Origin of the sequence: Acinetobacter sp. Leaf130, assembly GCF_001423205.1 — a bacterium.
In the GTDB taxonomy this organism is placed as follows: domain Bacteria; phylum Pseudomonadota; class Gammaproteobacteria; order Pseudomonadales; family Moraxellaceae; genus Acinetobacter; species Acinetobacter calcoaceticus.
In genome coordinates this window covers 123418-136013 of record NZ_LMOE01000009.1, presented here as the reverse complement: position 1 = coordinate 136013, position 12596 = coordinate 123418, and the positions used below count along the sequence as shown (strand labels likewise).

Annotated in this window: 12 protein-coding genes; all 12 read left to right on the top strand. The window is 32.8% G+C overall.

Features of this window, described 5'->3' with window-relative positions:
- The first annotated feature begins 10 nt into the window (after window positions 1–10).
- The 12 genes from ASF86_RS17685 to ASF86_RS17630 are packed head-to-tail and all read left to right on the top strand — an operon-like array spanning window position 11 to window position 12538.
- The gene (locus ASF86_RS17685) at window positions 11–1039 is read left to right on the top strand and encodes an NAD-dependent epimerase/dehydratase family protein (protein WP_056484144.1); all 1029 of its coding nucleotides are present in this window, start codon (window positions 11–13) and stop codon (window positions 1037–1039) included.
- Entirely contained in the window at window positions 1032–2219 is a 1188-nt protein-coding gene (locus tag ASF86_RS17680; RefSeq protein WP_056484140.1) for an oligosaccharide flippase family protein, read from the top strand. Before ASF86_RS17685 ends, ASF86_RS17680 begins: the two co-directional genes overlap by 8 nt.
- Window positions 2216–3529, top strand: coding sequence for an O-antigen ligase family protein (locus ASF86_RS17675; protein ID WP_155860179.1), 1314 nt, complete (start codon window positions 2216–2218; stop codon window positions 3527–3529). The genes ASF86_RS17680 and ASF86_RS17675 overlap by 4 nt, the downstream gene beginning before the upstream one ends.
- Window positions 3530–3565: 36 nt before the next feature.
- Window positions 3566–4735 carry a glycosyltransferase gene (locus ASF86_RS17670; RefSeq protein ID WP_056484134.1) on the top strand — a complete coding sequence of 390 codons (1170 nt, stop codon included), beginning with the start codon at window positions 3566–3568 and terminating at the stop codon, window positions 4733–4735.
- A complete protein-coding gene (locus ASF86_RS17665; RefSeq protein WP_056484131.1) occupies window positions 4732–5829 on the top strand; it encodes a glycosyltransferase family 4 protein in 1098 nt (365 codons plus the stop codon). The genes ASF86_RS17670 and ASF86_RS17665 overlap by 4 nt, the downstream gene beginning before the upstream one ends.
- A complete protein-coding gene (locus ASF86_RS17660; RefSeq protein WP_056484128.1) occupies window positions 5829–6863 on the top strand; it encodes a polysaccharide biosynthesis protein in 1035 nt (344 codons plus the stop codon). The genes ASF86_RS17665 and ASF86_RS17660 overlap by 1 nt, the downstream gene beginning before the upstream one ends.
- 1 nt (window position 6864) lies before the next feature.
- Window positions 6865–7974, top strand: coding sequence for a UDP-2-acetamido-2,6-beta-L-arabino-hexul-4-ose reductase (gene wbjC / locus ASF86_RS17655; protein WP_056484125.1), 1110 nt, complete (start codon window positions 6865–6867; stop codon window positions 7972–7974).
- A gap of 12 nt (window positions 7975–7986) precedes the next feature.
- Window positions 7987–9117 carry a non-hydrolyzing UDP-N-acetylglucosamine 2-epimerase gene (wecB, locus tag ASF86_RS17650; protein WP_056484122.1) on the top strand — a complete coding sequence of 377 codons (1131 nt, stop codon included), beginning with the start codon at window positions 7987–7989 and terminating at the stop codon, window positions 9115–9117.
- A gap of 3 nt (window positions 9118–9120) precedes the next feature.
- On the top strand, window positions 9121–10338 hold the full coding sequence (locus tag ASF86_RS17645) for a glycosyltransferase family 4 protein (protein ID WP_056484119.1): 1218 nt from the start codon (window positions 9121–9123) through the stop codon (window positions 10336–10338).
- On the top strand, window positions 10331–10933 hold the full coding sequence (locus ASF86_RS17640; protein ID WP_056484116.1) for a sugar transferase: 603 nt from the start codon (window positions 10331–10333) through the stop codon (window positions 10931–10933). The genes ASF86_RS17645 and ASF86_RS17640 overlap by 8 nt, the downstream gene beginning before the upstream one ends.
- Window positions 10930–11895, top strand: a complete 966-nt coding sequence (locus ASF86_RS17635; protein ID WP_056484113.1) for an ATP-grasp domain-containing protein — start codon at window positions 10930–10932, stop codon at window positions 11893–11895. The genes ASF86_RS17640 and ASF86_RS17635 overlap by 4 nt, the downstream gene beginning before the upstream one ends.
- A complete protein-coding gene (locus ASF86_RS17630) occupies window positions 11879–12538 on the top strand; it encodes an HAD family hydrolase (RefSeq protein ID WP_056484111.1) in 660 nt (219 codons plus the stop codon). Before ASF86_RS17635 ends, ASF86_RS17630 begins: the two co-directional genes overlap by 17 nt.
- Window positions 12539–12596 lie beyond the last annotated feature (58 nt).

Sequence of the window (12596 nt, the reverse complement as noted above, 5' to 3'; positions counted from 1 at the left end):
GAGAAAAAATATGAGTCAATATGAACATGTGTTAGAGCAGCTTAAGTTAACTCCAAAAACATGGTTAATAACTGGCGTTGCAGGTTTTATCGGATCAAACCTGTTAGAAACTTTATTAAAGTTGAACCAAAAAGTTGTTGGTTTAGATAATTTTTCAACAGGGTTTCAATATAATTTAGATGAAGTTAAGAGTCTGGTTTTAGAACAACAGTGGGAAAATTTTACTTTTTATGAAGGTGATATTCGTCAATTAGAAGATTGTCAGAAAGTATGTGCAAATGTTGATTACGTTTTGCATCAAGCAGCTCTAGGTTCTGTTCCTCGTTCTATTGCAGATCCGATATTAACAAATAGTGCTAATATTACAGGCTTCTTGAATATGTTGGTCGCAGCTCGAGATGCAAATGTAAAAAGCTTTACATATGCAGCAAGTAGTTCAACCTATGGAGATCATCCTGCATTACCAAAAGTAGAAGAGAATATTGGTAAGCCTTTGTCTCCATATGCGGTAACCAAATATGTTAACGAGCTTTATTCAGATGTTTTTGCAAAGACATATGGTTTTCAGACGATAGGGCTTCGCTATTTTAATGTATTTGGTAAACGTCAGAACCCAAATGGTGCATATGCAGCTGTAATTCCGAAATGGACTTCAGCTATGATTCAGAATCAAGATGTCACAATTAATGGCGATGGTGAAACTAGCCGAGATTTTTGTTATATAAATAATGCAATACAAGCAAATATTTTAGCTGCAACAACTCTAAATGAGGATGCTAAAAATCAAGTCTATAATGTTGCTGTTGGAGATAGAACAACATTAAATGTTTTATTTAATGCGATCCGTGAAGAATTAAATAAAAATAATGTTGTTTATATTAAAAATGCTTTATATAAAGAATTTCGGGTAGGTGATGTAAGACATTCACAAGCTGATGTAAGTAAAATATATAAAAATCTTGGATATGAAGGTAGATATAACGTAATTCAGGGTCTTCAAGAAGCAATGCCTTGGTATGTACACTTTTTAAATGTTTAAGTTAATTTTTTCTGTTGCTGCTGTAACGGCTTTAGCACAGCTATTACAGCTAGCCTCGCAACCAATACTTACATATTTATATACCAAAGAGAGTTTTGGTTATCTTTCTATAATCGTTTCTATTATCACTTTTATTTCTTTAATTTGTAATTTGCAATTTAATAATTTAATTTTGATTAGTAAAGATAATATAAGTCGTATTTTTAATACAGGGTTAATCTGTTCCTTTATTTTAGAATTTTTTTGCTTCTTATTTCTTATTTGTTTCTCATACTTTATTTTTCAAGATGATAGAGTAGAGTTACTAACCTTAACAATGCTATATGTTGTTTTTTATTGTTTTAATGTATTGTTTAGGGCTGTTCTTTTAAGGGGGGGTAAAAATAAGTTATATTCAGTCGGAATTTTAATAAGAAGTGTTGCTGTTGTAGTAAGTCAAGTATTCTTTTCATATTATACTAAATCGCTAGGGCTAGTGCTGGGAGTTGTTTTTTCAGAGTTTATATTGGTGTTGTTCAGTGTTATTTTCTGTAAAAGCAATATGTGTTTTTATTTGAATATAAAAGAGAGTATTTTAATTTTTTTGGAAAATAAAAAATTTCTAATAACTGGCACTATACAAGAATTAATATCTACTAGCATGTTTATTTCCCCTCTATTGTTTATTACTTATAAGTTTTCTTATTCAGTGGGTGGAGAGTTTTCTGTAATTCATAAATTGGTTTGGGGGCCAGCTTTCTTATTAACACAGGTTGTTTCTCCTATTCTACTTCAATATGTGGCAAGAGAAAATTTCAAAGAAATATATTTTTTTAATATTAAAAGATCAATGATTTTTTTCTGTGTGACGGCATTTTTAGCTTTTTATAGTACGGGTTTTATATTTAATCTAATTCTTAAGAGTGATTGGCATAATGCTGTGTGGATGTCTAAATATATAGTTATTTGGGTTTTATCTTTTATAATGGCATTGCCTTATAGGGTTTTGTTAAGAGCAGAAAAAAAACAAATTTTTCAGCTTCCAATAGATTTATTGCTTTTAATCGTTTTTATGTCAATTTTTATATTTGATTATTCTTTCAATACATATATTTATGTATTGTCGGTATTTGGAACTTTAGGTAATTTTCTTATTATGTTGGTGACATATAGGCTTTTAAAGAATAAGGGATGGATATGAAATTTTTCGTATTTATAATATTGTTAAGTATGATTTACTTCTTGAAAAATGCGTCTGTTTCTTTGCTACTTTATGGTTTTTTTGCAGCTGATAGAGATGGGTATGCATTTTTAGAGTTTTTAAGTTTGAGTTTTCCAAACTTTAAGTTGTACACTCGTGTTTTATTTTTAATTTTGTTCCTTTATTCAGTGTCTTATTTATTTTTTTCAATTAAGAAAATAAATCGAGTGGAATCGTTAAAGTTATTTTCTGTTTTGTTGGTCTCTTTTTTAATAACTTTTAATAGTTTGTTTAAGGGTGATGATATTATTTGGGCTATTTCTTTATTAGTGTTTAGTGGTGTGCCTGTTTATTTTATTTGGTATGTTATGGGGGTGAAAAACAACAATAATGAAAAATTTATTAACTATGTAGTTATTAAGACAATTATTGCTACTATTATTTTATTGACACCGAGTTTAATGTTTCTTGATGGTAGTTTTTATAAGGCCGAAGAAGGTATATTCGTAAATGATGTTAGTGAGGTTAATTTTTCTGCCCCTACTGGAACATCAATAAAAGGTGCATATTCAAGATATTCTATTTATCATAACCCTAATAGTTTGGGATTTCATTCGGTTTTAGCTTTGTTAGTAGCAGTTTATCTTTTTATGACATCAGGTAGACTGTGGGAGAAGCTTTTAGCAGTTATTGTATTCTTCTGTGGGTTAATTGGATGGTTGAATTCATTGACACGAGGACCAATGTTGTTTTTTATCCTTGGTTTGTTTTATATAGCTATTCTTAATGTTTTATCTAGTGATAAAAAAAACTTTCTAATAAAATTTATAATTATATTTAGTAGTGTGTTACTAGGAATGTTAATGTTTGTATTCTCTGATATTTCAAAATACTTAATTCCTGATCAAAATGATATTTCTGTTGTGGATAGGGTTCAGGGATATATTTATTCATTTTCAGTTATTAAAGACCATTTTTGGTTGGGTGTTGGAAAAGGATGGGACTGGAATGGATATTATCCTCATTTTCTTCCTTTGTCTTTAACAGCAGATAATGGAATTTTTGTTGGATTAGTTGGCGGAGCTTTAGTCTTTTTAGGTGGGACACTGACAGTTGTGACGGCTTCAAAAAACTACTTAAAAGATAGTTCTAATAGAGCACATTATTTTTTATCTATTATGTTGGTGTTCTTAGTTTTCGGGATTGCGATTACTAATAATTTCACTGCACCAGTAATATTTTGGATAATGTTGGCCCAGGCTGACATCTTAAATAAGAAGTTTAATTTTGTGAAGAGGGTATGTAACTAGAGCATTATTAATGTGAAAAGTTACTGTATTTTAATTATGGATAAAAAGTTAATAGCATATGTTGGAGCATTTTCATTTCCTTTTGGTCAAGCTGCGTCTAAACGGGTCTTGGGTAATGTTATGTTGCTTAAAAGTTTAGGGTATAATGTAATTGTTGGACATGGAGGTAGAGTTGAGGAGGATAAATTTGAAAGTAATGATATTCAGATAAAATATTATGGTCTTAATGAGTTGTATGTAGATTCAAAAGGTATTGCTAGATTATTTAATTTTATTTTCAAAAGTGGGAATAATACTATTGACTGGCTCAAAAAATTAGACACTAAACCTGACTATGTAGTTGTATATGGTGGTTATTATAGTTATGCAAAAAAAATTGTAGAATATTGTAAAAATAATAATATAAGAGTTATTTTTGATGTTGTTGAATGGTATGAACCTTCACAAATGATGGGTGGAAGGTACGGTTTTTTTTATAATAGCTTTCTACTTGCATTCAAATATGTTTATCCACGAGCCGATGGTATTATTACAATTAGCTCTAGTCTAAGTGAAGTATTTAATAAAAAAAAGACTGTTGTAATACCTCCGCTAGTCGCGATAGAAATGAATGAGCCATTAATTAGTGAGAGTAATATGCTGTCTTTAATTTATGCTGGTAATATTGGCAATAAAGATAGTTTATATGAAATTATTCAAGTGGTAGATCAACTTTCTATAGATAATGAAATAAAATTAGATATATTTGGTCCAAGTGAAGTAGAGCTAAAGTTGAAGTATAATATTCAGGAGTTGCCTGCTAGCATTCGGATACATGGAAAAGTTAAGCAAGAGGAAATAAATAGTTTTATAGCAAAGGCTGATTTTACAATTTTTACTCGACCTGATATCCACTGTAACAGATATGGTTTTCCGTCTAAGTTTGTAGAGAGTTTATCATTAGGTGTACCTGTTGCAACAAATTTAACCTCTGATATTGGGTTATATCTAAGAGATGGGCACAATGGGTTTATTATTGAAGATAACTCAAAACAAGCAATAGAAACTGTTATTAGAAAGATGTTAATGCTTTCTTTAGGACAAAAGAAAGCTATGAAAGTAAATGCAGTGAGAACCGCAGAAGAAGAACTTTCATCAAAGTCAATTTTGATTCGTAAGAATGTATCTGAGTTTTTTAATAGTATTAATGAAGAATTAAGTGTATGAGAAAAGCTAAGCTTTTATTAGTATCTCCACTTCCACCACCTTATGGTGGTATAGCACGTTGGACAGAGCAGTTAATAGCTTATTTAGATGAAAATAAAGTTATTAGTTATAAACATTTAGATATTGCTGTGAGGTGGAGGTCTGTTCATAGTGGAGTGTGGCTCAGAATATTTGGTGGTAATCTGCAGTTATTTTATAACTATTTCAAGTTATTACTCTGTTTAGTCACTGGGAGCAATATTGTCCATCTTACTTCTTCTGGAAGTTTTGGTTTAGTAAGAGACTTTGTATTTTCTTTTACTTCTAAATTATTTCAAGCTAAATTTATAACACATATCCGTTTCGGGAGAGTTCCTGAGATTTTTGAAACTAAAAACTATGAGTATTATTTGTTAAAGTTAATATTCAAATGTTCAGATAAAATTATTTGTATTGATCAAAAAACCTATGACTTCTTAGCTAATTATTCAGAACATACTTCACGAAAGGCATGTTTAATACCAAACTGTATAGATTATGCTTTTGAAAAGGAAATTGTTGAAAGTTCAAACAAAGAAAATATCATCTCTTTTGTGGGGTGGGTGAAAAAGGAAAAAGGTGTTGAAGAGCTGATAAGTTCATTTATTACTCTTAATTTAGATAATTGGGTGCTAAAACTTATTGGTCCTATTGATCAAGATTTCTTTGAAAAATTAGATGAAAAATATAGCGTGTCAAAAAATAAAGATATTCATTTTCTAGGGAATTTGGATAATGATGCGGTTTTATTAGAGCTTAAAAAGTCAAAAATATTTGCTTTGCCTAGTTATACAGAAGGATTTCCAAATGTAATACTTGAAGCAATGTCAACTAAGAATTCAATTATTGCGACTAAAGTTGGTGCTATTCCTGAAATGTTAGAGAACGAAGCAGGAATTTTAGTAGATGTTGCTGATGAAAAGAGTCTCGGTGAGGCTTTGAGAATTTTATCAAAAAATGACTCGTTGCAACATCTTTTAAGTGAAAACGCATTTAAAAGATGTGCTGAAGTATATTCAATTAAGACGGTTGTTAATCAATATTTAGGTATTTGGAAATCATTGGAGAGAAAATGATGTTTGCGGATAAGATTTTATTAATTACTGGTGGTACTGGGTCATTCGGGAATGCAGTCTTAAAGCGTTTTCTAGACACTGACATAAAAGAAATTCGTATCTTTAGCCGAGATGAGAAAAAACAAGATGATATGCGTAAAAAGTATCAATCATCGAAGCTAAAATTTTATATTGGTGATGTTCGTGACTACAACAGTATTTTAAATGCTACTCGTGGTGTGGATTATATTTACCATGCAGCAGCATTAAAACAGGTTCCTTCTTGTGAATTTCACCCAATGGAAGCTGTTAAAACCAATGTGTTGGGTACAGAAAATGTGCTTGAAGCAGCGATCCAAAATCATGTTAAAAGAATTGTTTGCTTAAGTACAGATAAGGCGGTTTACCCAATTAATGCAATGGGTATTTCCAAAGCGATGATGGAGAAAGTGATCGTAGCGAAGTCTCGTAATTTAGAGGGTTTAGACACGGTTATTAGTTGTACTCGATATGGGAACGTTATGGCATCACGAGGTTCAGTGATTCCATTGTTTGTTGACCAAATTAAACAAGGAAAACCTCTTACAATTACTGATCCTAATATGACTCGTTTTATGATGACATTAGAAGACGCAGTTGATTTAGTACTTTATGCTTTTGAACATGGTGAAAATGGTGATATTTTTGTTCAAAAAGCCCCTGCTGCAACGATTGAGGTTTTAGCAAAAGCCTTGCGAGAACTATTAAATGTTGAAGAGTATCCGATTTCAATTATGGGAACTCGCCATGGTGAAAAAGCATTTGAAGCATTGTTGAGCCGTGAGGAAATGGCTGTGGCAATTGATCAAGGTGATTATTTCCGTGTACCAGCAGACCAACGTGACCTTAATTATGAAAAGTATGTTGAGAATGGTGATTTAAAAATTACTGAACTTGAAGATTATAATTCGCATAATACTGAACGTTTGGATGTGGAAGGCATGAAAAAATTATTACTCAAACTAGAGTTTATTCGTGCGCTTACACAAGGAAAATATGTAGATCCAGAGGCTTAATATGAAGATTTTAGTCACGGGGTCTAATGGTTTTATTGCAAAAAACTTGATCCAATTTTTATCAGAGAAACCTGAAGTTGAGATTTTAAAAGCTCATCGTGAAACAACAGATCAAGAGTTAGAGCAATCAATTCTCGCTTCAGACTGGATTGTACATTTAGCAGGTGTAAATCGCCCTTTAAATGAAAGTGAATTTGCCGAAGGCAATACCACTTTAACAGAAAAGATCTGTCAAATTTTGCAGCAAGCGAATAAGAAAACTCCGATTATCTTATCGTCCTCTATTCAGGTCGAACGTGATAATCCTTATGGTAAAAGTAAGTTAGGGGGAGAGCAGGCGTTGGTAGCTCTCAACCAAGCACAAGGTAATCCGGCCTATATTTGCCGTTTAGCCAACGTTTTTGGTAAATGGTCACGTCCGAATTATAACTCTGCTGTTGCAACCTTTTGCCATAATGTTGCAAATGATTTGCAGCTACAAATCCATGATGAAAATGCTGTCATTCGTCTTGTTTATGTCGATGATGTAGTTGAGGCATTCTGGGCTATTATGAATGGTCAGCAGGTTGAACAAATTTTCCAAGTTGAACCTGAGTATCAAATTACTGTAGGTGACTTAGCTAAAGTTTTAAATGGCTTTAAAGCATCTCGAGATACGCTTATTACAGATCGGGTGGGAACTGGGCTAACTCGTGCTCTTTATTCAACTTATTTGAGTTTCTTAAAGCCTGAGCAATTCGATTACAGTGTGCCAAAATATGGTGATGCTCGCGGTGTATTTGTTGAAATGCTAAAGACACCAGATGCAGGACAGTTTTCTTACTTTACTGCTCATCCGGGGATTACCCGTGGTGGTCATTATCACCATACAAAAACTGAGAAGTTCCTTGTTATTAAAGGTAAGGCACTATTTAAGTTTAAGCATGTCGTAACAGGTGAGTTTTATGAGCTTGAAACGCATGGCGATGAACCACGAATTGTAGAAACTGTACCTGGTTGGACACATGATATTACTAACATCGGTGAAGATGAGATGGTAGTAATGCTATGGGCAAATGAGATTTTTGATCGCAATAAGCCAGATACTTATGCGATGCCAATAACAAATTAAGAGTATAGATTTGTGAAAAAGTTAAAATTAATGACAGTGGTGGGCACACGTCCAGAAATTATTCGTTTATCACGTGTAATGGCTGCGTGTGATGAATATTTTGATCATGTTATTGTTCATACAGGTCAAAATTATGACTATGAATTGAATGAAATTTTCTTTACGGATCTAGGTATCCGTAAACCTGATCATTTCTTAAATGCAGCTGGTGCGACAGGTGCAGAAACAATTGGTAATGTAATTATTGCAGTTGATAAGATTTTAGATGAAGTGCAACCTGAAGCTTTACTTGTTTTGGGTGACACTAACAGCTGTATGGCAGTACTACCAGCAAAACGTCGCAAAATTCCAACTTTCCATATGGAAGCGGGCAACCGTTGTTTTGATATGCGTGTTCCAGAGGAAATTAACCGTCGTATTGTTGATCATACTGCTGACATTAATTTAACGTATAGTACGATTGCACGTGATTATTTATTGGCTGAGGGTTTGCCTGCTGATTTAGTAATCAAAACAGGTAGTCCAATGTTTGAGGTACTTCATCATTACAAAGCAAAAATAGAAGCTTCTGATGTACTTGAACGTTTAAATTTAAAAGAGCATGAATACTTTATTGTGAGTGCTCATCGTGAAGAAAATATTAACTCAGATCAGAACTTCTTAGATTTGGTTGAAATGTTAAATGCAGTTGCAGAGCAATATCAGTATCCTGTGATTGTATCGACACATCCTCGTACGCGTAAGCGTATTGAAGAGTTAAATGTTGAATTTCACCCTTTAATTCAATTATTAAAACCACTGGGTTTTAGCGACTACAACAAGTTACAGCTTTCAGCAAAAGCTGCATTGTCTGATAGTGGAACGATTAATGAAGAATCATCAATCTTGAATTTCCCTGCACTTAACTTACGTCAAGCACATGAGCGTCCAGAAGGAATGGAAGAGGCTGCTGTAATGATGGTGGGTTTAAAAGCGGAACGTATTTTACAAGGTTTGGCAATTTTAGAAGGGCAGTCTAGAGGTGAAAATCGTCTTTTACGTTTAGTTGAAGACTATAGCATGCCAAACGTAAGTGAAAAAGTTGTGCGTATCATTATGAGTTATACGGACTATGTAAATCGTGTGATTTGGAAAAAATATTAAGAAATGAAAATTCTTCTTTTAACGCAGTGGTTTGACCCAGAGCCAACTTTTAAAGGTTTGGCATTTGCTAAGGAATTACAAAGACAAGGCCATCAAGTACAGGTTCTGACTGGATTCCCCAACTATCCAGGAGGAAAAATTTATGATGGTTATAAAATGAAACTTTATCAACGTGAAGATATTGATGGAATTTCAGTTTTACGAGTCGCATTGTATCCGAATCACGATAGCTCTGCGTTAAAAAGGATTTTCAATTATATTACCTTCGCTTTTATGGCGATGTTATTTGGTATATTTGCAACTAAAAAAGCGGACGTTATTTACGCTTACCATCCTCCATTAACAGTGGGGATAGCTGCTGTCTTTATTAAGTTATTTCGACGGATTCCTGTCGTTTATGATATTCAGGATATGTGGCCTGATACGTTAAAAGCGACTGGAATGTTAAATAATCAGAGGCTTTTGAATATTATTGGCAAAACTTGTCAATTAGTCTACAAGTTTGTAGATCATATCGTTGTACTTTGCCCGGGGTTCAAAAAAATATTAATAGAAAGAGGGGTGGCAGAAAATAAAATAAGTATCATTTATAATTGGTGCGATGAAGAAAGTCTGATGCAAACACAACCTTTAAAATCAGAATACAAACAATTAATGGATTATAAATTTAATATTGTATTTGCAGGAAATATGGGGAAAGCTCAGGCCTTAGATACGATACTAGATGTTGCTAAAGATTTAGAAGAAGTGCAAAACATTCAATTTGTTTTTGTGGGTGCTGGTACAGAAACGGAACGGCTTAAATTACGTCTAAATCATGAAAGAATTAAGAATGTCTCTTTTATCCCCCGAATGCCAATGTCTGAGGTTGGAGGGGTATTAATGAATGCCAATGTGTTATTAGTTCACCTGAAAAAAGATCCTTTGTTTGAAATAACAGTTCCTTCAAAAACTCAAGCATATATGGCTATTGGAAAGCCACTTTTAATGGCTGTAGCCGGAGATGCCGCAGATATTGTTAAACAAGCAAAATGTGGTCGTATAGCTGTATCAGAGGATAAGAATAGTGTAAGAGATGCTATCTTAGACATATATCAATTGAGCGCTGTAGAACAACAGCAGTTAGGATTAAACGCACGTAATTTTTATAATGAACAACTATCTCTAGAAAGTGGGACTCAACAATTTGTTGCAATTTTTGAAAGAGTGAAAAATGCTTAAACGATTACTGGATATCATCATTGCTTCAACCGCGCTGCTATTGTTGTCACCTTTATACTTTTATGTTGCTTATAAAGTAAAAAAGAATTTAGGTTCACCTGTGCTGTTTCGCCAAATCCGGCCAGGTTTAGGTGGTAAGCCCTTTGAAATGATAAAATTCCGTACCATGAAAGATGCTGTAGACGCACAGGGCAACCCACTACCAGATAGCGAACGTTTAACACCTTTTGGGAAAATGTTGCGTTCGACTAGCTTGGATGAGATGCCAGAACTTTGGAATGTGATTAAAGGTGATATGAGTGTTGTGGGGCCACGACCATTATTGATGGAATACCTACCATTGTATAATAAAGAACAAGCAAAACGTCATGATGTACGTCCTGGTATGACTGGACATGCACAAGTGAATGGTCGTAATGCAATTAGTTGGGAAGAAAAATTTAAGCTTGATACTTGGTATGTTGAGAATCGATCTACGTGGTTAGATTTTAAGATTATGTTGAAGACTGTTAAAAAAGTAATTACTAAAGATGACATTAATGAGGTTGGTGAAGCAACAATGAGTAAGTTTACCGGTAGTGAGAAAAATAAATGAATATTCTAATTACTTCAGCAGGCCAGCGAGTTTCCTTAGTACGTTCTTTTCAGGAAGAGTTAAAAAAGTATTTTAAGAATAGTCAGGTTTTTACTGCAGATTTAAATCCTATTTTAGCTCCAGCTTGTCATATTTCTGATAAGTACTTTCAAGTTCCTCGTGTAACTGATGAGGATTATATTGACACGTTAGTAGAGCTGTGTTTAAAGAACGAAGTTAAATTAATAATTCCTACTATTGATACGGAATTATTAATTTTGAGTGAAAATATTGATAAATTTAAAGATAATAATATTCAGTTGTTGGTGAGTGATTTAGGCCTTATACAGAAATGTAGAGATAAAAGAAAAACAAATACTTTTTTTGAAAGTAAGGGAATTGATATTCCTGAGCAATATAATCTTGAAGATTTAAAATATCCAGTCTTTGTAAAGCCTTATGATGGAAGTTTAAGTAAAGGAATTTTCGTTGCTTACAATAAAGGTGATATTAAAGAAGAGCATATAAATAACCCTAAACTTATGTTTATGGAGTATATTTCTACCCAAGATTTTGATGAATTTACAGTTGATTGTTATTATGACAAAAAATCAGATCTTAAGTGCGTAGTACCTCGCCAACGTATTTTTGTTAGAGCAGGGGAAGTAAATAAGGGAGCAACGAGAAAAAATAAGATTGTTTCTGAGTTTATGCATAAATTAAAATATATTGAAGGTGCTAGAGGCTGTTTAACTATTCAGGTATTTCTGAGTAAAAAACAAGATGTAATTTTAGGGATTGAAATTAATCCTCGTTTTGGTGGAGGATATCCATTAAGCTATTTGGCAGGTGCTAACTATAGTCAATGGATAATTCAAGAATATTTATTAAATCACGATATTGCAGAGTTTAATGAATGGAAAGATAATCTTTTAATGCTGCGTTATGATGCGGAAGTATTAGTTAATGATTATGAGAACTAAAGCATTAGTTTTGGATTTGGATGATACATTATATTCAGAATTAGATTATCTAAAATCTGCTTATTACTTTATCGCAAATAAGATAAGTGATAATCCTTTAGATTTGTTTAATCGGATGCTGAATCAGTATTTCCAAGGTCTAAATGTCTTTTCTAGCGTGAGTAAAGATTATCAAGTAGATAGATCTCAATTGTTAGATTGGTATAGATTTCACCAACCAAATATTCAGCTATACCCTGATGTATTAAAAACTTTGTTGGAATTTAGTCCTGTCTATAAATATGGGATGATTACAGATGGACGTTCGAAGACTCAGAGAAATAAGATTGCGGCTTTAGGATTAGAGTCTTTATTGGAAAGCATTGTAATTTCAGAAGAAATTAACTCAGAAAAGCCCAATTTATTGAATTATAAGAAAATAATTGAGGATTTGAGTTGTGAGCAATATATTTATATTGGAGATAATTTAAAAAAGGATTTTATTACGGCAAAGCGTTTAGGCTGGATAACAATCGGCCTAAGAGATCAGGGTAAAAATATACATCAGCAGGACTTTTCGATAGCAGAAGAGTATCAAGCACATCATTATTTTAATTCCTGGATGGAAATTAATCAGTTTCTAACACAAGAGTTTATTAACTGATAGCTTTTGACCTGTGATGTCTCTAGTGAGATAAGTATAAAAATAAATGAAAGAAATT

Coding starts and splice junctions, on each gene's coding strand:
- ASF86_RS17670 (WP_056484134.1), top strand. CDS start 3,566: ATGGATAAAAAGTTAATAGCATATGTTGGAGCATTTTCATTTCCTTTT.
- ASF86_RS17675 (WP_155860179.1), top strand. CDS start 2,216: ATGAAATTTTTCGTATTTATAATATTGTTAAGTATGATTTACTTCTTG.
- wbjC (WP_056484125.1), top strand. CDS start 6,865: ATGAAGATTTTAGTCACGGGGTCTAATGGTTTTATTGCAAAAAACTTG.
- ASF86_RS17685 (WP_056484144.1), top strand. CDS start 11: ATGAGTCAATATGAACATGTGTTAGAGCAGCTTAAGTTAACTCCAAAA.
- ASF86_RS17630 (WP_056484111.1), top strand. CDS start 11,879: ATGATTATGAGAACTAAAGCATTAGTTTTGGATTTGGATGATACATTA.
- ASF86_RS17635 (WP_056484113.1), top strand. CDS start 10,930: ATGAATATTCTAATTACTTCAGCAGGCCAGCGAGTTTCCTTAGTACGT.
- ASF86_RS17645 (WP_056484119.1), top strand. CDS start 9,121: ATGAAAATTCTTCTTTTAACGCAGTGGTTTGACCCAGAGCCAACTTTT.
- ASF86_RS17680 (WP_056484140.1), top strand. CDS start 1,032: ATGTTTAAGTTAATTTTTTCTGTTGCTGCTGTAACGGCTTTAGCACAG.
- ASF86_RS17665 (WP_056484131.1), top strand. CDS start 4,732: ATGAGAAAAGCTAAGCTTTTATTAGTATCTCCACTTCCACCACCTTAT.
- ASF86_RS17660 (WP_056484128.1), top strand. CDS start 5,829: ATGTTTGCGGATAAGATTTTATTAATTACTGGTGGTACTGGGTCATTC.
- ASF86_RS17640 (WP_056484116.1), top strand. CDS start 10,331: ATGCTTAAACGATTACTGGATATCATCATTGCTTCAACCGCGCTGCTA.